The organism is Mesorhizobium sp. WSM4844, assembly GCF_055811775.1.
Window position 1 is genome coordinate 33,097 of sequence record NZ_JBVVQB010000044.1, and the last position, 25,972, is coordinate 59,068.

General features: G+C 61.2%; 22 protein-coding genes and 3 pseudogenes. 14 read left to right on the forward strand and 11 right to left on the reverse strand.

What is annotated here, in order from left to right; translation table 11 throughout:
• Window positions 1–163 precede the first annotated feature (163 nt).
• Window positions 164–2,023 carry a DNA mismatch repair endonuclease MutL gene (gene mutL, locus AC0L2A_RS26670; RefSeq protein WP_473611334.1) on the reverse strand — a complete coding sequence of 620 codons (1,860 nt, stop codon included), beginning with the start codon at window positions 2,021–2,023 and terminating at the stop codon, window positions 164–166.
• Between the two features lie 80 nt (window positions 2,024–2,103).
• Window positions 2,104–3,006, reverse strand: a complete 903-nt coding sequence (locus AC0L2A_RS26675) for a LysR family transcriptional regulator (protein ID WP_473611336.1) — start codon at window positions 3,004–3,006, stop codon at window positions 2,104–2,106.
• Window positions 3,007–3,110: 104 nt separating this feature from the next.
• On the opposite strand from AC0L2A_RS26675, the gene AC0L2A_RS26680 reads away from it, so the two are divergent.
• Window positions 3,111–4,103 carry a zinc-dependent alcohol dehydrogenase family protein gene (locus AC0L2A_RS26680; protein WP_473611337.1) on the forward strand — a complete coding sequence of 331 codons (993 nt, stop codon included), beginning with the start codon at window positions 3,111–3,113 and terminating at the stop codon, window positions 4,101–4,103.
• A 15-nt stretch (window positions 4,104–4,118) separates the two neighbouring features.
• Here the strand turns inward: AC0L2A_RS26680 and AC0L2A_RS26685 are convergent, their stop codons facing one another.
• Window positions 4,119–5,021: a LysR substrate-binding domain-containing protein gene (locus AC0L2A_RS26685; RefSeq protein WP_091600526.1), complete on the reverse strand. Its 903-nt coding sequence runs from the start codon at window positions 5,019–5,021 to the stop codon at window positions 4,119–4,121.
• Window positions 5,022–5,113: 92 nt separating this feature from the next.
• On the opposite strand from AC0L2A_RS26685, the gene AC0L2A_RS26690 reads away from it, so the two are divergent.
• The 3 genes from AC0L2A_RS26690 (at window position 5,114) to AC0L2A_RS26700 (ending at window position 9,150) form a co-directional block, all read left to right on the forward strand.
• Entirely contained in the window at window positions 5,114–6,664 is a 1,551-nt protein-coding gene (locus tag AC0L2A_RS26690; RefSeq protein WP_473611338.1) for a trimethylamine methyltransferase family protein, read from the forward strand.
• A 44-nt stretch (window positions 6,665–6,708) separates the two neighbouring features.
• Window positions 6,709–8,358, forward strand: coding sequence for an ABC transporter substrate-binding protein (locus tag AC0L2A_RS26695; RefSeq protein WP_473611340.1), 1,650 nt, complete (start codon window positions 6,709–6,711; stop codon window positions 8,356–8,358).
• A gap of 96 nt (window positions 8,359–8,454) precedes the next feature.
• Window positions 8,455–9,150, forward strand: a complete 696-nt coding sequence (locus AC0L2A_RS26700; protein ID WP_128170762.1) for a corrinoid protein — start codon at window positions 8,455–8,457, stop codon at window positions 9,148–9,150.
• Here AC0L2A_RS26700 and AC0L2A_RS26705 read toward each other — a convergent pair.
• From AC0L2A_RS26705 to AC0L2A_RS26715, 3 genes are read right to left on the reverse strand one after another with little or no spacing between them, the layout of a single operon-like run.
• The gene (locus AC0L2A_RS26705; RefSeq protein WP_473611341.1) at window positions 9,145–11,130 is read right to left on the reverse strand and encodes an oxidoreductase; all 1,986 of its coding nucleotides are present in this window, start codon (window positions 11,128–11,130) and stop codon (window positions 9,145–9,147) included. The genes AC0L2A_RS26700 and AC0L2A_RS26705 overlap by 6 nt on opposite strands.
• 40 nt (window positions 11,131–11,170) lie before the next feature.
• The gene (locus AC0L2A_RS26710; RefSeq protein WP_473611342.1) at window positions 11,171–11,965 is read right to left on the reverse strand and encodes a pyrroline-5-carboxylate reductase family protein; all 795 of its coding nucleotides are present in this window, start codon (window positions 11,963–11,965) and stop codon (window positions 11,171–11,173) included.
• 15 nt (window positions 11,966–11,980) lie between these two features.
• Window positions 11,981–12,610, reverse strand: coding sequence for a TetR/AcrR family transcriptional regulator (locus tag AC0L2A_RS26715; protein WP_027153879.1), 630 nt, complete (start codon window positions 12,608–12,610; stop codon window positions 11,981–11,983).
• Between the two features lie 147 nt (window positions 12,611–12,757).
• Here AC0L2A_RS26715 and AC0L2A_RS26720 point away from each other — a divergent pair, with 147 nt between their 5' ends.
• The 3 genes and pseudogenes from AC0L2A_RS26720 to AC0L2A_RS26730 all read left to right on the forward strand — a co-directional run bounded on the left by AC0L2A_RS26720 (window position 12,758) and on the right by AC0L2A_RS26730 (window position 15,440).
• Window positions 12,758–14,794: an oxidoreductase gene (locus AC0L2A_RS26720; RefSeq protein WP_473611344.1), complete on the forward strand. Its 2,037-nt coding sequence runs from the start codon at window positions 12,758–12,760 to the stop codon at window positions 14,792–14,794.
• A gap of 46 nt (window positions 14,795–14,840) precedes the next feature.
• Window positions 14,841–15,310: pseudogene (locus AC0L2A_RS26725) on the forward strand (dimethylsulfonioproprionate lyase family protein).
• 22 nt (window positions 15,311–15,332) lie between these two features.
• Window positions 15,333–15,440, forward strand: coding sequence for a hypothetical protein (locus AC0L2A_RS26730; RefSeq protein ID WP_473611356.1), 108 nt, complete (start codon window positions 15,333–15,335; stop codon window positions 15,438–15,440).
• A 163-nt stretch (window positions 15,441–15,603) separates the two neighbouring features.
• Here the strand turns inward: AC0L2A_RS26730 and AC0L2A_RS26735 are convergent, their stop codons facing one another.
• Together AC0L2A_RS26735 and AC0L2A_RS26740 are read right to left on the reverse strand one after the other, a co-directional pair.
• The gene (locus tag AC0L2A_RS26735; RefSeq protein WP_473611345.1) at window positions 15,604–16,671 is read right to left on the reverse strand and encodes an FAD-binding oxidoreductase; all 1,068 of its coding nucleotides are present in this window, start codon (window positions 16,669–16,671) and stop codon (window positions 15,604–15,606) included.
• A gap of 4 nt (window positions 16,672–16,675) precedes the next feature.
• Window positions 16,676–17,914, reverse strand: a complete 1,239-nt coding sequence (locus tag AC0L2A_RS26740) for an aromatic ring-hydroxylating oxygenase subunit alpha (protein WP_473611347.1) — start codon at window positions 17,912–17,914, stop codon at window positions 16,676–16,678.
• A gap of 150 nt (window positions 17,915–18,064) precedes the next feature.
• Between AC0L2A_RS26740 and AC0L2A_RS26745 the strand changes: the two genes are divergently transcribed.
• The 3 genes from AC0L2A_RS26745 to AC0L2A_RS26755 all read left to right on the forward strand — a co-directional run bounded on the left by AC0L2A_RS26745 (window position 18,065) and on the right by AC0L2A_RS26755 (window position 20,047).
• Window positions 18,065–18,943: a LysR family transcriptional regulator gene (locus AC0L2A_RS26745; RefSeq protein ID WP_473611348.1), complete on the forward strand. Its 879-nt coding sequence runs from the start codon at window positions 18,065–18,067 to the stop codon at window positions 18,941–18,943.
• 113 nt (window positions 18,944–19,056) lie between these two features.
• The gene (locus tag AC0L2A_RS26750) at window positions 19,057–19,536 is read left to right on the forward strand and encodes a DUF3828 domain-containing protein (RefSeq protein ID WP_287257760.1); all 480 of its coding nucleotides are present in this window, start codon (window positions 19,057–19,059) and stop codon (window positions 19,534–19,536) included.
• Window positions 19,537–19,540: 4 nt separating this feature from the next.
• On the forward strand, window positions 19,541–20,047 hold the full coding sequence (locus AC0L2A_RS26755) for an MTB12 C-terminal domain-containing protein (RefSeq protein ID WP_473611349.1): 507 nt from the start codon (window positions 19,541–19,543) through the stop codon (window positions 20,045–20,047).
• Between the two features lie 104 nt (window positions 20,048–20,151).
• Here AC0L2A_RS26755 and queF read toward each other — a convergent pair whose 3' ends face one another.
• A complete protein-coding gene (gene queF, locus AC0L2A_RS26760; RefSeq protein WP_473611351.1) occupies window positions 20,152–20,613 on the reverse strand; it encodes a preQ(1) synthase in 462 nt (153 codons plus the stop codon).
• A gap of 130 nt (window positions 20,614–20,743) precedes the next feature.
• Here queF and AC0L2A_RS26765 point away from each other — a divergent pair.
• Window positions 20,744–21,140 (forward strand): annotated as a pseudogene (locus tag AC0L2A_RS26765) (oxidoreductase); the annotation flags it as partial.
• Here AC0L2A_RS26765 and AC0L2A_RS26770 read toward each other — a convergent pair.
• A complete protein-coding gene (locus AC0L2A_RS26770; protein ID WP_473611358.1) occupies window positions 21,141–21,548 on the reverse strand; it encodes a hypothetical protein in 408 nt (135 codons plus the stop codon).
• A 116-nt stretch (window positions 21,549–21,664) separates the two neighbouring features.
• Here AC0L2A_RS26770 and AC0L2A_RS26775 point away from each other — a divergent pair, with 116 nt between their 5' ends.
• Window positions 21,665–22,090 (forward strand): MarR family winged helix-turn-helix transcriptional regulator, encoded by a 426-nt coding sequence (locus AC0L2A_RS26775; RefSeq protein WP_027153887.1) that lies wholly within the window; start codon window positions 21,665–21,667, stop codon window positions 22,088–22,090.
• A gap of 114 nt (window positions 22,091–22,204) precedes the next feature.
• Here AC0L2A_RS26775 and AC0L2A_RS26780 read toward each other — a convergent pair whose 3' ends face one another.
• On the reverse strand, window positions 22,205–24,277 hold the full coding sequence (locus AC0L2A_RS26780) for a putative bifunctional diguanylate cyclase/phosphodiesterase (protein WP_473611352.1): 2,073 nt from the start codon (window positions 24,275–24,277) through the stop codon (window positions 22,205–22,207).
• Between the two features lie 282 nt (window positions 24,278–24,559).
• Here AC0L2A_RS26780 and AC0L2A_RS26785 point away from each other — a divergent pair, with 282 nt between their 5' ends.
• Together AC0L2A_RS26785 and tdh are read left to right on the forward strand one after the other, a co-directional pair.
• Entirely contained in the window at window positions 24,560–25,747 is a 1,188-nt protein-coding gene (locus tag AC0L2A_RS26785) for a glycine C-acetyltransferase (RefSeq protein ID WP_473611354.1), read from the forward strand.
• Between the two features lie 52 nt (window positions 25,748–25,799).
• Window positions 25,800–25,972: pseudogene (gene tdh, locus AC0L2A_RS26790) on the forward strand (L-threonine 3-dehydrogenase); the annotation flags it as partial.

A 25,972-nucleotide genomic window follows, 5' to 3' on the forward strand; every position in this document is an offset into this window, starting at 1 on the left:
AACCCCCCCCCCCCCCCCTTGGGGGGGGCCCCCCCACCCTTTTTGGGGGGGGGGGGGGGGTTGTGGTCGGGCCCCCCCCCCCAATTTTTTTGGGGGGGGGGGGGCCCCCCCCCCCCCCCCCGGAGAGGGGGCTGCGCCGTCAGAACTGAAAAGCTCAGTCCCTTCACCGCCGCCCGAACAGTCGCTCAATGTCGGCGAGCCTGAGCTCGATATAGGTCGGGCGGCCGTGGTTGCAGGTGCCGGACCCGGGCGTCGCCTCCATCTGGCGCAGCAGTGCGTTCATCTCTTCCGGCTTGAGCAGGCGGCCGGAACGCACCGAGCCGTGGCAGGCCATGGTCGCGGCTATCCTGTCCAGCCGCTCTTTCAGCGTGTCGACGGTGTCGTTGTCGGCGATCTCGTCGGCAAGGTCGCGCACCAGCTGCTGGACATTGGTTTCGCCGAGCATCGACGGCGTCTCGCGCACCGCGACCGCACCCGGGCCGAAGCGTTCGACGGCGAGGCCGAAGCGGGCCAGTGTTTCGGAATGCAAGGCGAGCCGCTCTGCATCCTCTTCCGGCAGATCGACGATCTCGGGCAAAAGCAGCATCTGCGACGGCACGGCGCGCGCATGCAATGCGTTCTTCAGTGCCTCGTAGACCAGCCGCTCATGCGCCGCATGCTGGTCGACGATAACGAGCGAATCCCTGGTCTGCGCGACGATGTAGTTCTCGTGTACTTGCGCCCGTGCGGCGCCCAGCGCCATGCCGAGCAGCGTCTCCGCCGCTTTGTCTTGTCCGGCGCGCGCGTCGGCGCTGTGAAGCGAACCGGCATCGAACGCCGCCTGATCGTTTTCGCCGAAGCCACCATTTGCAGATCCTGCATCCAGCGGCCGTTGCGGCGAGCGGGCCGGATCGAAACCGGCGAAGCCAGAGGCCCGGTAGGCCGCTTCGTAGCTGCGATGGCCGTTGGCCGGTCCTGGATGCGCATAGGATGCTGCGCCTGGCCGGAATGCCGCCATCATGCCGGCCGCCCCTGATGTGGCGGCACGGATGCCGGCATTGGCCAGCGCCTCGCGAATGGCGCCGACGATCAGCCCGCGCACCAGCCCCGGATCGCGGAAGCGGACGTCGGCCTTGGCCGGGTGGACATTGACGTCGACGATGGCCGGATCGAGCGTCAGGAACAGCACCGTCACCGCATGGCGGTCGCGCGGCAGCACGTCGGCGAAGGCGCCGCGGATGGCGCCGGCAATCAGCTTGTCGCGCACCGGCCGGCCGTTGACATAGGCATATTGCTGCAGCGCGTTGGCGCGGCTGAACGACGGGATCGACACGTGGCCGGCAAGATGCACACCGTCGCGCATGGCGTCGATGGCGATCGCGTTGGCCGGAAAGTCGGCGCCCATCACTTGCGCGACGCGGCGCAGCCGGCCTTCCGGGCTGTCGTCGGTCGCCGGCAGTTCCAGCGTCGAGCGGTCGGAGCCGGCCAGCGTGAAGCGCACGGCCGGGAAAGCGATCGCGATACGCTTGATCACGTCGCTGGTCGCCGAGCTTTCGGCGCGCTCGCCCTTCATGAATTTGAGCCGCGCCGGCGTGGCGAAGAACAGGTCGCGCACCTCGACCGTGGTGCCGCGATTGGCGGCCGCCGGCTTGACGGCGGACACGCGCCCGCCCTCGATACCGATCTCGGCGGCGCTGTCGCCGTTGGCGGTGCGCGAGCGGATCGACAGCCGCGCCACCGAGCCGATCGACGGCAGCGCTTCGCCGCGAAACCCGAGCGAGCGGATGTCGTGAATGTCATCGGCGAGCTTCGAGGTGCAATGGCGTGCGATCGCCAGCGGCAGTTCCTTTTCCGGGATGCCCGAGCCGTCGTCAGTGACGCGGATCAGGTTCAGCCCACCGCCGGCGGTGACGATCTCTATTCTCCCAGCGCCGGCATCGAGTGCGTTCTCGACCAGTTCCTTGACCACGCTTGCCGGACGCTCGATGACTTCGCCGGCGGCGATCTGGTTGATCATCGTTTCGGAAAGCTGGCGAATGGGCATGGGGGTACTATACGCGGATTCGTCGCCCAAGCGGGAGGGGCGAATTCAGGAATCCGCGCCGCTCACCGTGCTCCTCCATTTCACGTCATCAGCCTGGGCAGTGCCGCTGACAGCGCGTCGACGGCAAGGCGGACCTTCAGCGGCAAGTGAGGCGTCTGCAGCCAGAGCGCATAGGCGTCGTAAAGAAATCCCGGCTGTTCCGGCAACAGCACGACAAGTGCGCCGGCCTGAATGCGCTCACGCACCAGCCAGTATGGCAGCCAGGCGAGCCCCATGCCGGCTGCCGCAGCATCGGCGATCGCAGCGAGGTCGTCGAGCCGCAGCCGGCTGACCGGCATGACCTCCAGCGCACGCTGGCCATCACGCGGAAACAGCCACGGTTGAACGACACGGCCCGAACGGCGGTAGATGATGGTCTGGTGGCTGCCGAGATCCTCTACCCGCCGTGGCTGCCCGTGCATCTCGAGATAGGATGGCGACGCGCAGACGACCATGCGCTGGCGCGCGACGCGACGCGCCATCACGCCGGCCTGATCCTCCAGATTGCCGGTCCGGATGGCAAGATCGCAGCCATCCTCTGCAAGATCGGCGATGGGATCGCTGAAAGACAGGTCGAGTTCCAGAGCGGAATATCGCTGCGCAAGCTCCAGCAGCATCGGGGCAACGCAGCGCCGGCCGAAGTGCACGGGCATGATGACGCGCAGCTTTCCGCGTGGTTCGGAAAGTTGATCGGCCGCCAGTGCATCCGCAGCTTCGGCTTCAGCGAGTACCATCCGGCAGCGCTCATAGTAGGCGCGCCCGAAGTCGGTCAGGCTCTGGCGGCGTGTGGTCCGGTTGATGAGGCGCACGCCCAGACGCTCCTCGAGAAACCGGACATGCTTGCCGACCATCGGTCCGGACAGATCGAGAGCGGCAGCAGTCGCCGCGAACGAGCCAAGATCGACGGTTTTGACGAACACGGCCATGCTCGTAAGGCGATCCATATTCAAAACTCCCAGTTTCTACTGTCTTGCCAAAGCAAGCATTTATCTGCCGGATGGCCGATGGCATAGCGTATTCGGTTCAAATATTTTGGAGTTATGGCCGCATGGCACGTGTTGTTCGCTTTCATGAGCATGGTGGTCCCGAGGTTCTGCGCATCGAGAATCTCGATATTCCCGCGCTCGGTCGGGGCGAGATTCAGATCCGGGTCAAGGCATTGGGTCTCAACCGGGCCGAGGCGCTGCTGCGTTCGGGCACTTATATCCAGACGCCGCCGTTGCCTTCCGGTCTTGGCCTTGAGGCAGCGGGTGTCGTCGAAGCGGTCGGCGAAGCCGTGCACGGTTTTGCGCCAGGTGACGCCGTCAGCGTCGTGCCGCCATTATCGATGGCCCGCTGGCCCGCCTATGGTGAGATCGCCACATATCCCGCCCATCTCGTGGCCAAGCACCCGCCATCGCTTACCTGGGAAGAGGCGGCAGCCGTCTGGATGCAATATCTCACCGCCTATGGCGCACTGATCGACATTGCCAAGCTCAGCGGAGACGACTTCGTCGTCATTACCGCGGCATCGAGCAGTGTCGGACTTGCCGCGATCCAGATTGCCAACATCGTTGGTGCGACCGCGATCGCGGTGACGCGGACATCTGTCAAGAGAGAGGCCCTGCTCAAGTTCGGGGCGGCCCATGTCGTCGCTTCAGCGGACGAAGATCTGGAAGCCCGGCTGAAGGAAATCGCCAGTCCGGACAACATCCGAGTGGTTTTCGACGCAGTCGGCGGCCCGATTTTCGAACCTCTGACGGCGGCGATGGCACGGGGTGGCATTCTCATCGAATATGGCGGCTTGAGCCCCGAGCCGACGCCGTTCCCGCTGTTCGATGTGCTGGCCAAGACGCTGACGCTGCGCGGCTATCTCGTCCACGAGATCACTGGCGATCCGGTGAAGTTGGAAGCTGCCAAGGCGTTCATCCTCGACGGATTGATGTCGGGTTCGCTAAAGCCGGCAATCGCCAAAACCTTTTCATTCGAGCAGATCGTCGAAGCGCATCGCTTTCTCGAGTCGAACGAGCAATTCGGCAAGATCGTTGTGACGGTTGATTGAGCATTAATGGGAGCCTCACGCCTGCGCCGCCAGCCAGTCCCGCACCTTGCGGGCATTGTCGCTGAGGTCGCGGGTTCTCGACCAGATGACATGAAAGCCCTTGCCGGTCGTCATCGTGTGGCCGGTCGCACGCACCAGCAGACCCGACGCCAGCAGGCGCTCGGCGAGGTGACCCCAGCCGAGCGCAATGCCTTGCCCTTCCATGACCGCCTGGATCACCAGGGCATAATCGTTGATGCGCAAGCCGCGCCCGGCATCGGTGATGTTGACCCCGGCCGAGGCGAACCACTCGTCCCAGCTCGCGGCTTCGCGAAACGGCTCTTCGAGATGGATGAGCCGGTGCGATGGCAGATCCTCGACGCTCTCCGGCAGTCCGAACCGCGCCACATAGCTTGCGCCGGCAACCGGGAATATTTCCTCATCGGCGAGCGGCAGCGAATGATAGTCCGGCCATCCCTGGGGTTCGCCGCCACGAACGCCGAGGGGAATGTCTTCGGCGATGATATCGAGATCGCGGTCGGCGGTCTGGATGCGCAAGTCGATGCCCGGCAGTTCGTCGCGGAACTGCTGCAGGCGCGGCATCATCCAGAACGAGGCGAAGGCGGTCGAGGCAGCGAGCGTCACATGGCCGCCGGTCGCCTGTAGGCGCAGATCCTCCGCCGACTTGCGGATGTGCGACAGGCCGAGCGAGACGTCGGCGTGGAAACGCTCGCCGGCTTCGGTAAGGCTGACCTGACGATGGCGGCGCTGGAAGAGTTTCGCGCCGAGCTGCTCTTCAAGCCCGCGGATCGCATAGGACACGGCAGCCTGCGTCATGCCGAGCTCCCGCCCGGCCGCGGTAAAGCTCGACAGCCGGCCGGCGGCCTCGAAAACGATCAGGCTGCCGGCCGAGGGCAGCAGATGGCGCAAGCTTCGCATAAGCTGAGCTTATACAAGTGATCAGGATTTTCCAGCGTCACAGCCATATTTCCTCTCGCTAGGCTGGTCGTCATTGGGAGGATAGAGTTGCCATGAACGCACCGGCCGCCGAAGTCACCGAACACGCCAACCGCCGAGGGGGCGGCCGCCTGGGCCGCAAGGCGCTGCGGGGAACTCCGATGGCGTCGTTTCCGACGCTGGTTCGCAACATACCCGCCTATCAAATGGTCCCGGACGAGGCGGTGGAATTGATCCATGAGGCGTCGCTCTCGATCCTCGAAGAGGTGGGCTGCGAATTCCGCGACGACGAGGCGATCACCCTCTGGAAGGCCGCCGGAGCCGATGTCTCTGAGACGCGCGTCCGCATTGACCGCGCGCTCTTGATGGAACTGGTGTCGAAAGTCCCGCCGGAGTTCACGCTCAACGCGAGGAATTCTGAGCGATCGGTGCGTGTCGGCGGCAACAACTCGATCTTCGTGCCGATGTATGGGGCGCCTTACGTGCGCGACCTCGACAACAACAGGCGCTACGGCACACTCGCCGACCTCAACAATTTCCACAAGCTCGCCTATATGGCGCCGGCGCTGCATTCGTCGAGCTCGGTCATTTGCGAGCCGATGGAAATTGCGGTGCCAAAACGTCACCTCCACATCATCCATTCAGCGCTGAAGCACTCCGACAAGCCGTTCATGGGCATCGTCACCTCAAAGGAGCGAGCCGAAGACACGATGGCGATGGCGGGCATCGTGTTCGGCGAGGATTTTGTCCGCGACAACCCGGTGTTGGTCGCGATCACCAATTGCAACTCGCCGCTGGTGTGGGACGCCACCATGCTGGACGCGATGAAGGTCTATGCCCGCCACAACCAGCCGCTGATTCTCGCGCCCTTCGCGCTATGCGGCGCCTCGACTTCGGCCTCGGCGGTGGGAGCGGTAGCGCAGGTCAATGCCGAAGCGCTGGCGGGCGTCGCCTTCACGCAGCTGCTGCGTCCGGGTTCACCGCAGATCTACGGACAATTCATGGTCACGGTCGACATGAAGACCGGCGCGCCGATGGGTGGCACGCCCGAGGCCGCCCAGATGATGTATTTGATGGGAGCACTGGCGCGGAAATACCGGCTGCCATGGCGCACGTCGGGCTTCCATGTCGGGTCGAAACTCAACGACGCCCAGGCAGGCTACGAGGCGAACATGCTGATGCATGCCGCCATCCTTGCCGGCGCCAACTACATCTGGCACGCCGCCGGATGGCTCGAGGCCGGCCTGACCTGCGGCTATTCAAAATTTGCGACGGACTGCGAACAGCTTGTCGGCTGGTACAAATATGCCGGCGGCCTGCCGTTCGACGATTTCAAGGAAGCGATGGCGGCGATCCGCGAGGTCGGGCCGCAGGGCCATTTTCTCGGCACCCAGCACACGCTCGAGCATTTCCAGTCCGCCTTCTTCATGCCCAGCATCATGGACTTCAATTCCTACGAACAGTGGAGGGCTGAAGGGGCAAAGGACCACGACACGCGCGGCCGCGAGAAAGCGCGCAATATGCTCGCCGATTATGAGGAGCCGAAGCTCGATGACGGCATCGCCGATGGTCTCAAAGATTTGATCGCGCTGCGCGAGGAGAAGCTGCCGGACAGCGTTAGTTAATGCAACGGGCGAAGACCCAAAGGCAACCAATAAGGGAGGAAACAATGGCACTCTTCAGAAACAACGGTGATCGTGTCCCCAGCGTTATCGAAGCGATGGCTGAAGAAGCCCGCTCGGGCCGGATGGACCGGCGCGAGTTTCTGGCGCTGGCAAGCGCGTTCGGGGCATCGACTGCCCTTGCCTACGCTATGATCGGTCTTGCGGTGCCGGGACGGGCTTTGGCCGAAGAGCCCAGGAAAGGCGGAACGCTGCGCGTATCGATGTCGGTGAAGGCGCAGAAGGATCCGCGTACTTACGACTGGGTGGAGCTTGCCAACATTTCGCGCTGCTGGCTCGAGCCGCTTGTCCGCTACACCCGCGAATTCACTTTCGAGCCGGTCCTGCTCGAGAGCTGGGACGTCAACGACGACGCCACCGAATACGTGCTGCATCTGCGCAAGGGCGTCACCTGGAACAATGGCGACGCCTTCAACGCCGACGACGTGGTCTACAATCTGACGCGCTGGTGCGAGAAGGATGCCGCCGGCAATTCGATGGCCGCGCGCGTCGGTGCGCTGATCGACGTCAAAACCGGCAAGGCCAGGGACGGGGCGATCACCAAGGTCGACGACAACACGGTCAAGCTGACGCTGAACGAACCTGATATCTCGCTGATCCCGAACTTCACCGACTATCCAGCGCTCGTCGTCCACCGCAAATTCGATGCCGATGGCGCCGATCCGCTCGCCAAGCCGATCGGCACAGGTCCTTTCGAGCTTGTGTCTTATTCGGTCGGCCAGAACGCGGTCGTCAAGCGTCGCGAGAATGGCAAATGGTGGGGCGGTGAAGCGCCGCTCGACAGCGTCGAATTCATCGACTACGGCACCGACTTCAACGCCTCGGTGAATGCATTCGAATCCGAGGAAATCGACGTCAATTTCGAGACGCCCGCCGACTTCATCGACATCCTCGACCAGATGGATCTGGTGAAATCGGAGGTCGCGACGGCGACGACGCTCGTTGCCCGCACCAACATCATGCACAAGCCTTATGATGACCAGCGGGTACGCAACGCCCTGCAGATGGCCGTCGACAACAATGCGGTGCTCGAACTTGGCTACGCCGGGCGCGGCACCCCAGGCGAAAACCACCATGTCAGCCCGATCCATCCGGAATATTTTCCGCTGCCCAAGAAGACACGCGATGCGGCCGGCGCCAAGAAGCTGATGGCCGAGGCCGGACAGGCCGATTTCGAGCATGAACTGATCACCGTCGAGGACGATTGGCAAAAGAACACCGGCGACGCGATTGCCGGCCAGCTGCGCGATGCCGGGATCAAGGTGAAGCGCACGGTGCTGCCGGGTTCGACCTTCTGGAACGACTGGACGAAATACCCCTATTCCATGACCATCTGGTATATGCGCCCACTCGGCGTTCAGGTGTTGGCGCTCGGCTATCGCACCGGCGAGGCCTGGAATGAAACGGCGTATTCGAATCCTGATTTCGACGCCAAGCTCAAGCAGGCCCTCTCACTCATCGACGTGGAGAAGCGCCGCGAGGTCATGAAGGACGTCGAGCAGATCCTGCAGGATTCGGGCGTCATCATTCAGCCGTTCTGGCAGAAGCTGTACAGCCACATGAACAAGAAGGTGAAGAACTACGCGGTCCACCAGACTTTCGAGATGGATCTTCAGAACGTCTGGCTGGATGCCTGAGTTAGCTCCCAAGGCTGGCAATGACCCGCCGGCACCCGTTGCAGAAAACAGGTGCCGGCGGACCGCAAACCGTTGAAATCAGTGAGTGCGTCAAACATGTCCGACGACGAGATCGTCCTTTCCGAGCTTTCCGACGACGAACTCGTGCAGCAGATGCACGACGACCTTTATGACGGGCTGAAGGAAGAGATCGAGGAAGGCACCAACATCCTGCTCGAGCGCGGCTGGGCGCCTTACAAGGTGCTGACCGAGGCGCTGGTCGAAGGCATGCGCATCGTCGGCGAGGATTTTCGCGACGGCATTCTGTTCGTGCCGGAAGTGCTGTTGTCGGCCAACGCGATGAAGGCGGGCATGTTCATCCTGCGTCCGCTGCTTGTCGCCACCGGCGCGCCGAAGCAGGGCAAGATGGTGATCGGCACCGTCAAGGGCGACATCCACGATATCGGCAAGAACCTTGTCGGCATGATGATGGAGGGCGCCGGCTTCGACGTCATCGACCTCGGCATCAACAATGCGGTGGAAAAATATCTCGACGCCATCGAACAGCACCAGCCTGACATCATCGGCATGTCGGCGCTGCTGACGACGACCATGCCCTACATGAAGGTCGTCATCGACACGATGAAGGAAAAGGGCATCCGCGACGACTACGTCGTGCTGGTCGGCGGTGCCCCGCTCAACGAGGAATTCGGCAAGGCCGTCGGCGCCGACGCCTATTGCCGCGACGCGGCCGTGGCAGTCGAAACCGCCAAGGATTTTATGAAGCGCAAGCACAACGTGCGCGTGTCATAGCCGCAAGGCAACTTTCCGTCCTTCGTGGAAGGCGTAGGGCGCCTGGCGCGGAGCGACGGCGTCGCCGACCTCCATGAAAGGCTGGGACGTGCTTTCCAACTCTTTCGCCAGCCAATTCGCCGCCACATTGGTGGTTGCGAGAACAAGGCAATCGCCCGGCACAAAGCTTTCTTCACGCGTGTTGTGGTCAACGATGGTCACGCCGTCCCCGTGCCATTCCAGCACGCTGACATCCAACAACCATGTGACGCCAAGCTGGCGCAATGTCCGTCGCAGCGGGAAATCGGCAGCCGTCCGCTGCAGTTCCTTGCCGACCAACGGATCGGGCGTGAGAATGGTCACTTGATGGCCATCCTCGGCAAGTTTCCAGGCCGTACCACAACCGCGCCAGCCTCCGCCCTCGTCGAGCAAAAGCACGTGCTTACCTGGTCGTGCATGGCGGGCCATGACGGATTCGATCGAGAAGACATTGCCCCTTTCGATGCCGGGCAGGCTCGCCACTGCCGGCAAAGCCTTCTGAAAGCCGGTTTCGGGAGACACCGACCCCGTGGCCAGGATAACGGTGTCAGCTTGGAAAGAGGCGATTTCCGAGGCCTCGACGTAGGTGTTCAGTCGTACGTCGACATTCAGTTTGCTGAGCTGGCGTTCATACCACCCGAGAAGGTCGAGGATTTGCCCGCGGCGCGGCTGCAGTCCTGCGAGTAGAAAGTTCCCGCCCAGCCTACTGGAGGCTTCGGCCAGCACCACGTCGTGCCCTCGCTCGGCGGCAACCCGAGCCGTCTCGAGGCCGGCGGGACCGCCGCCGACGACAAGCACCCGTTTCTTGATGGCAGCGGACGTGAACCGGTCACCACCCCATTCAAACTCGCGCCCGGCAGAGGGATTGATAAGGCAGCTGATCCAGTAGTCGCGGGAACGACGGCCCCAGCACATCTGGTTGCAGGATATGCATCCGCGCACATCCTCGGGCCGGTCCGCCGCGGCTTTGCGTGCCAGATGCGGGTCGGCGATCTGGCCCCGGACGATCGACACCAGGTCTGCAGCTTTCTCGCCGAGCACGGTTTCGGCGTTTTCAGGCGTCCTGATGTGGCTTTCGGCGACCACGAGGGCCTTCTTGACCGCGGCCTTGAGGGTCGTCGCGAGATCGGTGCCAAGCTTCTCCGGATAGAGAAACGTCGGCATTATCTTGTAGAAATCGAGGTAGCTGCCAGTGCCGCAGGTCACGTAATCGATCAGCCCCTGCTCATCGTGCAGCCGAATGATCTCCGCCAGTTCCTGGCGACTGAGCGCTACTGTGTAGTCGGGTTCGTCGCTGACCGAGAGTCCAATGATGAAATCGAGGCCGCATCTTTCGCGGATGCGGGTTAGGATTTCGCGCGAGATCCGCGTGCGGTTGTCGAGCGACCCTCCCCATTGGTCCTCGCGTCGGTTTGTCCAGGGCGTCCAGAACTGATCGACCAGTCCGAGATAGGCAGCCCAGACTTCGACGCCGTCGAAACCGGCTTCCTGGCAGCGGCGCGCCGCCTGAACGAAGCTGTCGATGGTTTCCCAAATCTCACCCTCGGACATGGCGTGGGAACCGTCGCTGTCATGATAGCTCGGCAGGCCCGAGGGCGACCAATGCGCGTGAAATGAGTTGTCCGAATCCCCGTGCGCTCCGACGTGATAGAGCTGCTGGATGGCGATCGCCCCGTGGTCCTTTATCGCGCGCGTGACCTGTTGGAAATGAGGAATGACGCTATCGTCGCCAGGTCGAAAATTGCCGCGTGTCAGGACGGCGGCCTGATGGACGGGCATGGGTTCGACAACAATCATTCCGGCCCCACCGAGCGCTCGCTCGGCATAGTAGGCAACGTGTCGTTCGGTCGGCACGCCATTTTCGGCCATGTTGGCGGTATGAGCCCCGAACACGATCCGGTTTCGGAGCGTGCGACTGCCTAGCTTTGCAGGTGAAAACAGATGCGGAAAGAGTTTTGACATAATATCACACCAGCGGTCGGAGGAAGGCCTCGGGCGGCAGTCAGGTGGCTTGTCCCATAGTCACGGATTTCTGGAGCGCCGCGGCAAGGCCGGCTGCCACGGCAGATTCAAACCCGGCTGCGCGCATGGCCTCGATCGCTGCCGCGGTGGTGCCGCGGTAGTCGAGGAAGGTCTGGACGATATCTTGGGGATTGTCTGGACGAGCCTCGAGGAGTTTTCCGGTTCCAACAAGCACCGCGCTGACGCTCCGCCGGGCAACATCTGGATCCATTCCTCGGCTGACGGCATCGTCCATCATCGCTGCCGCCAAGAGCGCCGGAAACGCCGGGCCGGATCCAGTCAGGCCCGTCAGATAATCGATATCTGCTTCGCTTTTGACTTCATCGGCCGCGCCACAGGCCTCCAGAATCCGGCGAACGACATTGCGGTCATCCGCAGTGACGCTCTGAGAGCTTATCCAGGGAGTATAGGAATTCCGCACCTCTGCCGCTGCATTCGGAAGCGTGCGGACGACGCGGTCGGTTTTAAGACGTCCCGCCAGTTGGTCGAGAGTGATCCCGGCCATAACCGACATGGCGAGCTTGCCGGACGCAGTAATGTCGATGGCAGGCCAATCCTGGGGCCGGACCGAGACGATGATGACATCAGATCGATCCACCAGTTCCTGGTTGTCCCTGGTCCATGTAGCGTTTGGCAGAAAGTCGGGTTGCCCAGTTCTATGAGAGAGCGTGAGGTGCTCTGCGGCGACTATTTGCGCATCAATAATGGCCTCGGCGATAGCGCGTCCAAGCCAGCCACCTCCGCCGATTATTCCGATGCTCAGGGGTTCACCCATTGTCGAAACGCTTCCTCAGCCCGCCGAATGGCCGTGTCTGGCGAAGAACCGGTCGAGTTCGCGCTTCCGCGGGGCCTTACCTGTAAAAATCTCCACGTACCCGGGAATGCGCTTCATGCGGTCCGCGAGATCTTCGCTGGTCTGCATTGAGATGTAGCCGATCTGCACGAGGTAGATGGTGCGCGCTCGAACATCGGCTGAGCCTTCGTCGTAACCAAAGCGGACAAACATCTGGCTCAATGCATCGAGACGCGTCTGGTCGGCTTTCTGCACCTCCGCCAGAATGTCAGGGGATTGAAGCGCCCAGCTTCTGACTGCGAACTCGAACTGGGAATCGAACAAGGATTTGTCGAGCCAGCAGTCGAAAACGTTCAGCATCGCTTCGGCGACCGTCTCGGCATATGCCTCAGCCTGCTTGACGAGGTTGCCGGTGTTCTTGTCCCGCCAACGGGTCACGAGGGCAGCCAACAGTTCTTCTCTATCCTTGAAGAACCAATAGAAGCTGGTGCGCGACAGGCCCAATTTCTTGGCCAGTGGCGATATTCTCACCGTGTCGACGCCGGATTCAAGAAGCAGGTCGTAGGCGGCTTCAAGCCACCCCTCCGGCGATCCGCGCCATCCGCTATCGTTCGAAATTTGCTCCATGAGTGATCAGCCTAACAAAATATCAAAGTGAAAACCAGCAAAATGTACACCTCTGTCGACTCTATCGACTTCTCAGAAGCGAAACTTGACATGCATGTACATTTTCGATAGCGTTCGCACTTGCCATCTCAGCCCGGAGTCCGTCAGATGTCGAGCGATCCCCTTCTGCAGCCGTACAAACTCAAGCATTTGACCCTGCGCAATCGCATCATCGTGACCTCCCACGAGCCGGCTTATCCGGAGGACGGGATGCCGAAGGAGCGCTATCTTGCCTACACGGTTGAAAGGGCGAAGGGCGGTGTGGCGATGACGATGACAGCCGGGTCCGCTGCGGTCTCGAAGGACAGCCCCCCGGTTTTCAACAACCTGCTCGCCTACAAGGACGAGATCGTGCCGTGGATCAGGCAGATGACAGATGCAGTGCACGAAGAGGGCGCCGCCATCATGATCCAGCTAACCCATCTTGGACGGCGTACACGCTGGGACAAAGGTGACTGGCTTCCCGTTCTGGCGCCGTCCCATCATCGTGAAGCCTCCCACCGCGCGTTTCCCAAGAAAATTGAAGACTGGGATATCGAACGCATCATCAAGGACTTTGCGGACGCCGCTGAGCGAATGAAGGCAGGCGGGATGGATGGCGTCGAACTCGAGGCCTATGGCCACTTGATCGACCAGTTCGTGTCTCCTCTCACGAACGAACTTGACGGTCCGTATGGTGGTTCGCTCGATAATCGCATGCGCTTTTGCATGGACGTCTTCAAGGCGATCCGGTCACGGGTCGGCGACGACTTTATCCTGGGCGTACGATACACCGCGGATGAACGTCTCCCCGGCGGCACTGGCGTGTCGGAGGGCATCGAAATCTCCAAGCGCCTCAAGGAAAGCGGACTGATCGATTACCTCAACGTGATCCGCGGCCACATCGATACCGATGCGGGCCTGACGGACGTCATTCCAATTCAGGGAATGGCGAATGCGCCGCATCTTGATTTTGCCGGCGAGATTCGTGCGGCAACCAACTTCCCAATCTTCCACGCAGCGAAAATACCGGATGTGGCGACTGCCCGCCACGCGATCGCATCGGGCAAGGTGGACATGATCGGCATGACGCGCGCGCATATGACCGACCCCCACATCGTGCGCAAGATCATAGAAAAGCGCGAAGACGAAATCAGGCCATGCGTGGGCGCAAACTATTGCCTTGACCGTATCTATCAGGGCGGGGCGGCATACTGCATTCACAACGCCGCGACTGGCCGTGAGCTGACCATGCCGCATATTGTCGCCAAGGCCGACAGCCGCAAGAAAGTTGTTATCGTCGGTGCAGGTCCGGCTGGCCTCGAGGCCGCCCGCGTGGCGGGTGAGCGGGGACACGAGGTCGTGGTCTTCGAGGCCGCCAGCGACCCTGGAGGGCAGATCCGGCTGACAGCGCTGAGCCCGCGCCGCAAGGAGATGATGAGCATCATCGATTGGCGCATGGCCCAGTGCGAAAAACATGGAGTGACCATCAGGTTCAATGCCTGGGCGGAAGCCGAAACCATCGAGGCGGAAAATCCGGACGTTGTCATCGTCGCAACGGGCGGGGTGGCGCACACCGACGTCCTTTCCAAGGGCAACGAGTTCGTGGTGTCGTCTTGGGACATCATCTCCGGAGACGCAAAGCCGGGAACCAATGTCCTCATCTTCGACGACGCGGGTGACCACGCAGCACTCCAGGCCGCGGAATTCCTCGCCGGCGCCGGAGCGAAGGTTGAAATCATGACACCGGACCGGTCATTCTCACCCGAGGTCATGGCTATGAACCTCGTGCCCTACATGAGGTCTCTTCAAAAACTCGATGTGACCTTCACCGTTACCTATCGGCTCGAGTCAGTTGAAAAGAATGGCAATCAGCTCATTGCAAATGTCGGCAGTGACTACGGCGGCATATCCAAACAGCGCGTCGTGGATCAGGTTGTCGTCAATCACGGCACCATTCCGCTGGACGACATCTATTTCGAACTGAAACCGAAATCGACCAATCACGGAGAGATTTCGCAAGATGAGCTCATCGCCGGGCAGCCGCAGTCGGTGGTGCGGAATGCGCAGGGCCAATTCCAACTCTTTCGTATCGGCGACGCCGTTTCAGCTCGCAACACCCACGCCGCGATCTACGATGCACTGCGACTGGCGAAAGATATCTAACATCCGGCAACGGACCATAGCGTCCGCTCACAACAAGGGCTGAAAGATGAACAGAAGTGAGGCTCTGCAATATTTTGTAGACACAGCGTTCGTGGCCTTTGACCAGTTCTCACACGACCTGCGATCGCGCAGATCGATCATCCAGCTCTTCGCCCAATCGGAGGTTCCCGGGCCTGAAAAGACCAGGGCCGGGAGCCGTTTGCCGGTCTGTTCCTATCTCGGCCCGGCGTTGGCGGAAGAGGCGATCCCGTCTACGCTCCGCAACTTGATTGAGCGCTGCAAGGCGATCGAGCCGCTGCTCGAATGGCGGCTGAAATCAAATCCCGCCCCGTCTGCCAGCAGCAACGCGACGGTCACGCCAACGCGATGATCCTTGGCCCGGGCGGCCTCGAGGACAGATGCGATCTGTGGCTCGGCGTCACCTTGATGGCTCCTCACGTCCGGTATCCCGACCACGATCATCCGCCGGAAGAAACCTACCTCGTGCTCTCCGCATGGCGAGTTCAAGCAGGTTGACAGGGACTGGTTTTCGCCCGGCATCGGTGGATCATTCTACAATCCGCCAGGCATCAAACACGCAATGAGATCGCTGGATCGGCCGCTGTTCGCATTTTGGGCGCTGTTGGTGGACCAGACGCATCACTGAGCTTGCCCGAAACCCGGCTACCGGCCGAGGAAGAGCCAAGACCGCCTTGCGGGTGAAGCGCGTGACTCATCAATAGCTTCACCATCGACGTCGGTTGGCCGCGTACCGTCAAGGCGCTGCCGATTTCGAAGAAGCGCCTTGATCAAAGATCGCGAAATGGTTGCTATATCTCGACTTTCACACGGCCAACCGGATTAGAACAGCAAGCAAGGAAATAGCCGTCGGCAATCTCTTCGTCGGTGATGCCGCCATTGTGGACCATATGAACATCGCCTTCGGTTTTGCGAACCTTGCAGGTCCCGCATATCCCCATACTGCAACCCGATCGGATCACCAGACCCGCAGACCGTGCCGCAGTCAGGACCGTATCGGTCTCGACGCATTTCGCGGAGACGCCGGATAGGACAAATTCGATCTCGGCCTCGTTGTTCTCGGCGGGAACGAAGTCATCCGGGACCTTCTCGGCCTCAGGAAGCGGCGCGCGGAAGCTTTCCTGATGGTAATGCGCCATGTCGAAACCGAGACCGGCCAGCGCCTCCCGCACGGCTTGCATGAAGGGCTCGGGCCCGCAGCAGAACACCTCGCGATCAAGATAATCCTGCGCCATCAGTCCGAGCATCAGCTGGTTGAACATGCCTCTGTAGCCGGTCCACGGCCTGTATGGATCGGTCTGTTCAACCACCCATTTCAGGTCAATGCCGGTTACGCGCGATGCCATATGCTCCAGCCGTTCACGGAAGATGATCTCAGAAGGACGGCGCGCGCAGTGGACGAAGACGATGTCCGGATCAACTCCGGAATCATACAGATGGGTGGTCATGGACATCATCGGTGTGATGCCCGAGCCGGCCGATATGAAAAGGAACTTTTCGGCTGGCTGATGTGCCATCGAGAAGGTGCCCCCCGGACCAATTGCCCGCAGGCGCATGCCCGGACGGAGGCTGTCAAACATCCACTGCGTTCCGACAGAGTCGGCTTGAGCCTTTACGGTAATGGTCAGCGAGGTCGGCCGCGACGGAGATGAGGATATCGTGTAGGTCCGGTAGATCGGACCGCTGGGAGTGGGCAGCTCCAAAGTGAGGAACTGTCCCGGATCAAAATTGAACAGCGCTCCGGACGGCGACCGGAAACAAAAGGTCAGGACGTTCGGCGCCTCCGGAAGAAAGGAGGCACATTCGAGTTCTTCCGCGTCGGTCCAGAAAACCAGCCTGGGTTTTGCCACCACGTTCATTGCTTCACTCCGCGGCCAATCGCATCGAGGCCTGAGAGCGCTCCAGCCAGTTCGCATACCAATCGACGAATTGGGTCACACCGCTTTCCTGAACCGGCGAATATGGTCCGGGAACATAGGCAGGAGAGAAGATCCCTTGCTGGTTGGTCTCGACGATCTCACGGTCTTCACCATTTGTAGAAATCCAGACCTCGGTCAGGCGCTTGAGGTCGTAGTCGAGCCCTTCGACGGCATCTTTGTTCACCAGCCAGGTGGTGGTGACCTCGGTCTCCGTGGCGCTGATTGGCGTGACTCGGAAGGTCAAGGAGTGATCCGGCAGGAAGTGGCTCCAGGTCGTTGGATAATGGAACATCAACAGCGAGCCTGCTTCGGGCAGGGCCACCCGGCCAAGATTCTTGTGAACGGCAGCCTTGCCGTCGAGCGTGTAGCTCACCGCCTTTTGCTGCAGCGGCATCCGCGCCAGGCGAAATTGGCCGCTGCCGCCAAGGCGGAACTGCGCCGGCGCGCCTGAGGCTTCGCAACGGTCAAAATGCGCCTGGAGGGTCGCCGAGACCGACCCGTCAGCAGAGACTCCCGCCACTTCCGGGTCGAGCGAGAAGGAGCGGCAGAGCGACGGGTGGTTGCTGCTGCAGTGGTAACATTCGCGGTTGTTTTCCCACACAAGCTTCCAGTTGGCCTTCTCGACGATGGTCGACGTATGCGCGACCTTCGCATTGTTGAGGTCATGGACCTCTAGGTAGGGAAGGGCCAGGTCGGCAAACGGTTCGAAGTCTGGGGGCGTAGCGGACAGACAGACGTAGATCAGGCCGGCAAGATTGCGCAGATGGACCGGCTTCAGCCCGTGTTTGGACATGTCGAAGTCGGGCCCCATGTCATTTGCCCAGATGAGCTTGCCGTCAAGCTCATAGGTCCACTGGTGATAGGGGCAGACGAGTTTGGCCACTTGGCCTTCGCGCGCCTTACAAATCATCGAGCCGCGATGACGGCAGGAATTGTGGAAGGCGCGGATTTCACCATCGCGGGCGCGCACGATGACCACCTCATAGGCACCCACGCGCATCGTCACGTAGCTGCCAGCTTTCGCAAGCTGGCATGCCGGGGCCGCGTAGAGCCATTCCTGGTAGAAAATGTGCTCGAGATCGAGCTGGTAAATCGTCGGCGAAGTGTAAAAGGGCTGCTCAAGGGCATAGCCCGAGACGCGGCGCGCTAGCAACTCTTGAATCGAGGGCGAGGGGGCGTTCATGCGGAATTCCATAGATGGCGTGCATATTTGAGATGAAATTTTCTTGCCTGAACGCCTTTTGCGCAACAGCACTAATTTTCAGAACGATTTAGTTCAGCTAATCTGTTGCACTCAGCGAGCCATCCAAAAAGCGGGTCCGAAGAAGCGTTGATGCCAAGACCGTACGATCTCTCCTCGGTGACGGCTCTCATCTGCTTCGAGGCAGCCGCCCGAAATGCGAGTTTCAAAAACGCCGCCCAGGAATTGAATGTGACGCCCGCGGCGATCAGCCACCAGATCAAGGCGCTTGAGGGTGACTTGGGATGCAACCTGTTCCTGCGCTTGAGCCGCGGCGTCGAATTGACTGAGAAAGGGGCGTTCCTGTTCGTTGCCGTGCAGCGCGGGCTTGAGACGATTTCCGACGCCGTCACTCACATGCGCGATCGCCCGGAAACCGCCGACGTGACCATCCGGACAACGACGGCCGTCAGCTCGCTATGGCTTACACCGAAGATTTCAGCCTTCTGGAAGAGCCATCCCACCATCACTGTCTCGCAGATCGTCAGCGACATGCCCGCAACAGCGATCCGCTGTGATCTAAGTATTCATTACGGAGATGCGCAGGAAAGTCCCGAGGAGTGTCACAAACTTTTTCAAGATTGCATTGTCGCGCTTGGAACTCCAAAATTCGCCGCCGAGCACGGCATTGGCCGAGTTGAGGATCTGCTCAAGGCGCCTTTGATTCATATGAACAACGAGGAAACCGACTGGACGAACTGGCCGGAGTGGTTTCAAGCGCTTGGACACACCATCCCGAAAGGCCGCAGGTTTTCCGTGAACAACTACATGATTGCCCTCCAGGCCGCTCAGGATGATATCGGGGCGGTCTTGGGGTGGGATGGATTGGTCAAAAGCCTGATGGAACAGGGCCGGCTGGTCACTCTTGTACCCGACAACATTCCCTCACCCAGGGCATTTTATCTGAAAATCCATCCCAGGGCAGGTTCGAAAGCCCGGCTTTTTGCGAGCTGGCTCGCCAAAAGCTCTTGAGCAGCTGCGCTCTCTTGCTCGCTGACTTCTTCGGGCGGGCTTCACGTCACCGCGCTCGCTATGGATTCGTGGTATTGAACGGGTACCCACCACGAAAGCCTGGAGATTATCGGATGAGACTGATTGTGCTTGCCGCCGCTCTCTCGATCGCGGCGCCTGCGGCCGCCCTGGCCGGGCCGGCCTCCAATGCGGTGAAGTTCTTCTACATGCCCGAGGTCAAGTTCGAGGCCGACGCGAAATACCGCGACCGTTTCACCGAGCCGGTGACAAAGCTGTTCGACCTCAACGACCAGGCGCAGAAGAACAAGCCTGACGAGGTGCCTTGCATCGACTTCGCCCCCGGTCTCGACGCGCAGGATTTTGACGAGAAGACAGTCGCCAAGACGTTGAAGCTGTCCGAAGCAGTGGATGGCGACAGCGCCAACGTGACAGTGACGTTCAACCTTTTCCCGGAAGGCGATGAATCCAAACGCGAAATGGTCTGGTCGCTGAAGAAGGTCGACGGCCAGTGGAAGGTTTCCGACATCACCTCGAAGACCAGCGGCTGGACGCTGAGTGCGCTCGAATGCCTGGCTGGCCAGACTCCGGAGTGATGCCATGGCCCGCATCCTGGCCCTGGCGACTGCGTGCCTGCTGGCCGCGGGTTTGAGCAGCACCGCTGGCCAGGGCCTGTTCGGCGCGCCGCTCTCGGCAGAAAATGCACGGGCAGCTCCGCTGCGGCCAGGTTCGCCGACGGCGGTGGTGAAACCGTTTTACGAGCATGTCGGGCTCGAGCTCGATCCGGCTCGGCGCAGCCAATTCGTCGATCCCGCGAAGTCGGTGCTCGACAAAAGCGATGCGCTGCGGAAATCGGGGCAGGGCGAATGCCTCGATCCCAACATTGCGCTCGACAATGCGGCGTACGACAGGGCCGAGATCGACGACAGCCTGAAGATCGTTGAAACGGTCAAAGGCGATGAGGCCAAGGTCATCGTCGCCTTTACCGTTGCCGGCAATCCGCACCGGCTGGAATGGAAGTTCAAAAAGGTCGACGGCGACTGGAAGATATCGGACCTTCTGTCGGTGACCGGCGAATGGGCGCTCAGCCAATATCAGTGTGAGTGAGAAGGGACCGATGAAGGATGGGACATACAGCGTCGATCGCCTGATGGCGATCGAAAACCAGAGTTGGCGATCCTGCTGTCCCGCCGGACATCTCGCAGCAGAATTCAGCCGCGTCCGCGATAGGGCGCAACACGGGTGTCGGGCAGCCATGCGCCTTCCGGCGGCGCGCCGGTCTGCCAGAACACGTCGATCGGAATGCCGCCGCGCGGATACCAATAGCCGCCAATGCGCAACCACAGTGGTTTGGTCGCGGCGATGATGCGGCGGCCGATCATGACGGTGCACTCTTCATGGAAGGCGCCATGGTTGCGAAACGAGGTCATGAACAGCTTCAGCGACTTCGATTCCACCAGCAGCGTGTCGGGTGCATAGTCGATGACGATGTGGGCGAAGTCCGGCTGGCCGGTGACCGGGCAGAGCGAGGTGAATTCCGGGCAGGTGAAGCGAACGATGGCCGGCGGCCCGTCGCCGCGCGAAAACGGCACGGTCTCCAGGACTGCTGCTTCAGGGTTCTGTGGCGCCTCGACGTTGGTGCCGAGCTGGGTAAGGTTTTTCGTATCGGTCATCGGCGGGTTCCTTACTGCATGTCGCCCAAAAGCCTGCCCACGGGCCCGACCCGAGGGTGCGCGGATTTGGGTACGACATGCGCAAAACAAAAATTTGCCGCTCATTAGCACAATTTGAAACAGGAAGACGATGACCAGCAGCGATCCGCTTCTCCAGCCCTATCAGCTCAAACATTTGACGCTGAAGAATCGGGTCATGTCGACCAGCCATGAGCCGGCCTTTTCCGAGGACGGCATGCCGAAAGAGCGTTACCGGCTCTACCACGCCGAAAAGGCCAAGGGCGGCATGGCGCTGACCATGACCGCCGGTTCGGCGATCGTCTCGCGCGACAGCCCGGCCGCCTTCGGCAAGTTTATGACGACCGCATCGTGCCGTGGCTCGCTGAACTCGCCGATGCCTGCCACGAGCATGACTGCAAGGTGATGATCCAGATCACCTATCTCGGTCGCCGTACCGGCTGGAACAAGGCCGACTGGCTGCCGGTCTGTCCGCCTCGCCAGTGAACCGTGATTGCGGCAGGCCCTACTCAGAACATCCTGGCGGTGGCCATACAGAGTACGGTGATGATCAGCAGCCCACCAGCGATGCGTTCGCCTCGTGTCATCTTCGCGCGCAACTGCGTTTCCGTCGCCGAGTCAGTGCCGGCAAGCCGCCTGCTGGCAGAGCCGACCAGCGCTCCCTGAACACCGGCGGCAATCAAGGCCGTCGCGATACCCAGGGCCAGAACCATTTCCATCGAACCGAAAGAGCCGCTGTGGAAGAAATACCAGAGCAGGGCGCCGGTCAGGAAAACCATGCCGGCCGCGTTCATTTGCGGCCGGAAAAACCGTTCGATCCGAATCTCTGGATCGCGGGCGACAGCGATGGTCGTTCCAGCCCAGAACACACCGGCCAATACGTGAAGGCCGAGGACGATGATGTAGACATACTGCATGACCGCGTTCCTCCTTTCCTACCGCCAACCATAAAGTTAGATATCAAATGATTAGATGTCAATGTAAAGTCAAAGGGCCAGTTCCATCGGCCTTTCCCTTACTCTAGTGTCGGATCATGACGCTTTTTGACCGCCCGCCAGTCGGGATGAATCTCGCCCGCACCGCAAAGCTTGTCGCCCAGGCCTTTGACGCCACGTTGGTCGAGGCGGGCGGCACGCTGCCGGTCTGGGTCACGCTGTTGTCGATCAAGTCGCGCGAACTGGCCAACCAGCGTGAGCTCGCCGGCATGATCGGAATCCAAGGCGCGACGCTGACCCACCACCTGAACGCGATGGAGACGCAAGGTTTGCTGACCCGGCGCCGCGATCCGGAAAACCGCCGCGTCCATCAGGTCGAACTGACCGAAGCGGGAGAGGCGCTGTTCCTGAAATTGCGCACGGCAGCCATTGCCTTCGACAAGCGGCTGCGGACCGGGTTGTCGGACGACAGGCTGGCGGAGTTCGCGGAAGTCTTGGCGACGCTGCGGGCGAATGTCGATTGATCCCAACTGCCGAACGCTTTGTTCAGCGAGCCCAAGATGTAGCGGCAGCCAGCTACAGACCGGCCGTAACCCCATCAGGCCGCCATTTCCGAAGCGGCGTGTCAGGTTGGCGCCTCACGCCAGCCTTCCCTGCAGCACCGTCAGCCTGGCTCTCTTCGGCGCCCGCGCGACCAGCCATTCGCGTACCTGGTCCTGCGGCATCGGGAAGGCGATCGAGTAGCCCTGCACCTGGTCGCAGCCGATCGCCATCAGCGAATCGAGCTCAGCCTCGGTTTCGGCGCCCTCGGCGACGATCGAGATGCCAAGGCCGCGGGCGAGTTCGGTGATGGCACGCACGATCTTGGTGTTGTCGCCGTTCTCATTAATGTTCTGGACGAAGCGGCGATCGATCTTCAGCCTGTCGATCTCGTTCGGGTTGACGTGGCTGAGCGACGCGTAGCCGGTGCCGAAATCATCGAGTTCAAGATGGATGCCGGCGGCGCGGATGTGCCGCAGCTTTGCCGCGATGCCGGTCTTCTCGTCGTCGAGAATGACGGATTCGACGATCTCGAGCGACAGTTTTTGTGGCGGCAGCCCAGCCTTTTCCAGCGCACCGAAGAGGAAGGCGTCGAAATTGGCCTCACGCAATTCGGAGCCGGAGACGTTGACGGCGAGCCGTCCGAAGGCAATGCCGGCACGGTTCCACTCCGCCGCCTCGCCGATTGCCTTGGCGATGACGATGCGGCCGATCGCCGGCATGAGTCCGCATTTCTCGGCGATGGGAATGAACTCGCCCGGTGCGATCATGCCGCGCTCGGCATGTCTCCAGCGAACCAGCGCCTCGATGCCGCCGATCGTGCCGTTCGACAACGAAACCTGTGGCTGGAAATAGACCTGGAACGTCTTCTCCGCGATAGCGATCCTGATGTCATGCTCGAGCCGCTTGCGGTAGTCGAGTTCATGCCGCAACGCCTCGGAGAAGAATGAGAGACTGCCGCCACACTGCTTCTTGGCGGCGTGGAGCGCGAGGTCGGCGTGGACGAGCAGATCTTGCGCATTGTCGGCGTCGACCGGATAGACGGCGACGCCGGCGCTGGCGCCCGGAAGGATGGTCGCGCCCCGATAGACGATCGGTTCGTTGATCTGCGACAGGACGCGCCCGGCGACCGTGTTGATGTCCTCGGTGCCGCCGGCACCGTTGAGGATCATCACGAATTCGTCGCTGCCGAGACGCACGCAGAGGTCCGACGCCCGGCAGGAATCACGCATGCGCTGCGCCGTCACCACCAGCACATAGTCGCCGGCGGCGTGGCCAAGCGTGTCGTTGATCTGCTTGAACCGGTCGAGGTCGAGGTGGACCGCCGCAAGCCGCTCCCGCCGGCGCTGCGCGCCCTTGATCAGCGTATCGAAATGGTCGGTCAGGAAGGTGCGGTTGTGCAGGCCGGTAAGGCCGTCATGCACGGCGATGAAGGCCATGGAATTGCGGGTATCGATCAGTTCACGCGTCTTGCGCAGGATGGTGTTCGACATCGGCCTGAAGATGAAAAGTGCCACCAGCACGATGACGCCGAGGGTGGAATAGAACAGCGTTCGATGGAGAGCGAGAAGGCCCTCCGAGCGCGCGTCGGCTTGGGCGCTGATGCGCTGGCCGAGTGCCGCATAGCCCGACAGGGCCGCATTGGCGACGGAAGCGTCGAGGTTGACGCGTTCGCCGCCACCCTTGTAGCCGCCATTGTCGGCCATGCCGAGTTGCGATTCAAACGCCGAAACCAGGCGTTCGCCGTTGGCGATAAGCCCGACCGAGAAGTAATCGAGATGAAACGGCTTGGCGAAAAGGACGTTCTCGACTGATTTTGGATCGAGCCTTGCCGGTGACGCCGGGTCGGCGACCACACGCTCGAGCAGAAGGTCGTAGTTCCTCTCGAAGTCGGCCGTGGCCTGTTTGAATGCGGTGACCAGAGCCGGTTGTTGGTTGGGCGTAGCTGCTCCTGCCGCGTTGGCAAGGAAGACAATGCGTTGCGACAGCACCTTTTGCATGCCGACAATATCGAGCAGCGTGTCGTCGTGCCGATGGCCAGCCATCATCTGCTGGAGAAGGATGAAGGAGGCCATCACCATGGCTGCAATGATCAGCAGCGCCAGCCAATAGCCTGCCTTGATCAGCAATATGAGCTTGCCCGAAATGGTTTGCATCGGTTGCTGCGACATTTTCTGGGGCGGTCCCTCTCGCCGACAGATTGTTGGGTATGAGGACCATTGGCTTGAAAGGTTAACAGCTCCGGAAGTCGACAGAGCAGCAGCGGTGGAAAGCTCGCGAAATGGTTATCGCGTTCTTTCTTGCCGCGGCTGCATTTGAACATCTGCCATTTGGCGGCATTCCGGGGCGGCATTCTGACCACTGACCGTCGGGTCACCGAAGCCGTCGCTTTTGCGGTGGATTTTTCGCCCGCGCGGGGCGACAGTCCATTTGAATCTCAACAGGGCCAGATCATGAGCGCGGCATTCCTCTCCCATATCGACAGCGAGCTTCAAGGGCTGAAATCGGCCGGCCTCTACAAATCCGAGCGGGTGATCACCTCGACGCAATCGGCTAAGATCGAGGTAGGCGGCGAGAGGGTGCTGAATTTCTGCGCCAACAATTATCTTGGCCTCGCCGATAGCGCCGACTTGCGCGATGCGGCCAAGCAGGCACTCGACCGCTATGGTTATGGCATGGCGTCGGTGCGTTTCATCTGCGGCACGCAGGAAGAGCACAAGCAGCTCGAGGCGACGATTTCAGGCTTTCTCGGCATGGAGGACACGATCCTCTATGGCTCCTGCTTCGATGCTAATGGCGGCCTGTTCGAGACGCTGCTTTCCGAGGAGGATGCGGTCATTTCCGACGCGCTCAACCACGCCTCGATCATCGACGGCGTCAGGCTCTCCAAAGCAAAACGCTTTCGCTATGCCAACAACGACATGGCGGCGCTCGAGGAGGAATTGAAGAAGGCCGAAGGCAGCCGCTTCAAGCTGATCGCCACCGACGGCGTTTTTTCCATGGACGGCATCATCGCCAATCTGAAGGGCGTCTGCGATCTCGCCGACAAGTACGATGCCATGGTGATGGTCGACGACAGCCATGCAGTCGGCTTCGTCGGCAAGAACGGGCGCGGCTCGGCCGAGCATTGCGGCGTCGAGGGCAGGGTGGACATCATCACCGGCACGCTCGGCAAGGCATTGGGCGGCGCGTCGGGCGGCTACACATCGGGCAAGAGCCAGGTGGTCGACTGGCTGCGCCAACGCTCGCGTCCCTATCTGTTTTCCAACACGCTGATGCCGGCGATCGCCGGCGCCTCGATCCGGGTTTTCGAACTGATCCAAAATGGCGATGCGCTGCGCCAGCGCCTCTATGCCAATGCGGCGCAGTTCCGGTCTGAAATGGGTAAGCTCGGCTTTACGCTGGCCGGCGCCGATCATCCGATCGTTCCGGTCATGCTCGGCGATGCGACGCTGGCGCAGGAGATGGCGGCGCGCATGCTGCAGCGCGGCATCTATGTCATCGGCTTTTCCTTCCCCGTCGTGCCCAAGGGCCAGGCGCGCATCCGCACGCAGATGTCGGCCGCCCATTCCAGCGCCGACATCGACCGGGCGGTCGAGGCGTTCGGCGCGGTCGGGCGCGAACTTGGTGTGATTTCCTGAACGGCCGGAAGCGAAAAGTGATTCCGGGTCAAGAGTTTCAAGGGAAAAAAGAATGTCGAACATGATGAAGGCGCTGGTCAAGGCCAAGGCCGAGCCGGGCATCTGGATGGAAGAAGTGCCGGTGCCGGAAATCGGCCCGAACGACGTTCTGATCAAGATCAGGAAGACCGCGATCTGCGGTACCGACGTCCACATCTACAATTGGGACCAGTGGGCGCAGAAGAC

Excerpts from the sequence above, each read along its gene's own strand:
- mutL (WP_473611334.1), bottom strand. The coding sequence starts at position 2,023 with ATGCCCATTCGCCAGCTTTCCGAAACGATGATCAACCAGATCGCCGCC.
- AC0L2A_RS26770 (WP_473611358.1), bottom strand. The coding sequence starts at position 21,548 with ATGCAGTATGTCTACATCATCGTCCTCGGCCTTCACGTATTGGCCGGT.
- AC0L2A_RS26685 (WP_091600526.1), bottom strand. The coding sequence starts at position 5,021 with ATGCGAAGCTTGCGCCATCTGCTGCCCTCGGCCGGCAGCCTGATCGTT.
- AC0L2A_RS26750 (WP_287257760.1), top strand. The coding sequence starts at position 19,057 with ATGAGACTGATTGTGCTTGCCGCCGCTCTCTCGATCGCGGCGCCTGCG.
- AC0L2A_RS26700 (WP_128170762.1), top strand. The coding sequence starts at position 8,455 with ATGTCCGACGACGAGATCGTCCTTTCCGAGCTTTCCGACGACGAACTC.
- AC0L2A_RS26745 (WP_473611348.1), top strand. The coding sequence starts at position 18,065 with ATGCCAAGACCGTACGATCTCTCCTCGGTGACGGCTCTCATCTGCTTC.
- AC0L2A_RS26775 (WP_027153887.1), top strand. The coding sequence starts at position 21,665 with ATGACGCTTTTTGACCGCCCGCCAGTCGGGATGAATCTCGCCCGCACC.
- AC0L2A_RS26785 (WP_473611354.1), top strand. The coding sequence starts at position 24,560 with ATGAGCGCGGCATTCCTCTCCCATATCGACAGCGAGCTTCAAGGGCTG.
- AC0L2A_RS26705 (WP_473611341.1), bottom strand. The coding sequence starts at position 11,130 with ATGTCAAAACTCTTTCCGCATCTGTTTTCACCTGCAAAGCTAGGCAGT.
- AC0L2A_RS26680 (WP_473611337.1), top strand. The coding sequence starts at position 3,111 with ATGGCACGTGTTGTTCGCTTTCATGAGCATGGTGGTCCCGAGGTTCTG.
- AC0L2A_RS26715 (WP_027153879.1), bottom strand. The coding sequence starts at position 12,610 with ATGGAGCAAATTTCGAACGATAGCGGATGGCGCGGATCGCCGGAGGGG.
- AC0L2A_RS26720 (WP_473611344.1), top strand. The coding sequence starts at position 12,758 with ATGTCGAGCGATCCCCTTCTGCAGCCGTACAAACTCAAGCATTTGACC.
- AC0L2A_RS26675 (WP_473611336.1), bottom strand. The coding sequence starts at position 3,006 with ATGGATCGCCTTACGAGCATGGCCGTGTTCGTCAAAACCGTCGATCTT.
- AC0L2A_RS26735 (WP_473611345.1), bottom strand. The coding sequence starts at position 16,671 with ATGAACGTGGTGGCAAAACCCAGGCTGGTTTTCTGGACCGACGCGGAA.
- queF (WP_473611351.1), bottom strand. The coding sequence starts at position 20,613 with ATGACCGATACGAAAAACCTTACCCAGCTCGGCACCAACGTCGAGGCG.
- AC0L2A_RS26695 (WP_473611340.1), top strand. The coding sequence starts at position 6,709 with ATGGCACTCTTCAGAAACAACGGTGATCGTGTCCCCAGCGTTATCGAA.
- AC0L2A_RS26710 (WP_473611342.1), bottom strand. The coding sequence starts at position 11,965 with ATGGGTGAACCCCTGAGCATCGGAATAATCGGCGGAGGTGGCTGGCTT.
- AC0L2A_RS26690 (WP_473611338.1), top strand. The coding sequence starts at position 5,114 with ATGAACGCACCGGCCGCCGAAGTCACCGAACACGCCAACCGCCGAGGG.
- AC0L2A_RS26780 (WP_473611352.1), bottom strand. The coding sequence starts at position 24,277 with ATGTCGCAGCAACCGATGCAAACCATTTCGGGCAAGCTCATATTGCTG.
- AC0L2A_RS26755 (WP_473611349.1), top strand. The coding sequence starts at position 19,541 with ATGGCCCGCATCCTGGCCCTGGCGACTGCGTGCCTGCTGGCCGCGGGT.
- AC0L2A_RS26740 (WP_473611347.1), bottom strand. The coding sequence starts at position 17,914 with ATGAACGCCCCCTCGCCCTCGATTCAAGAGTTGCTAGCGCGCCGCGTC.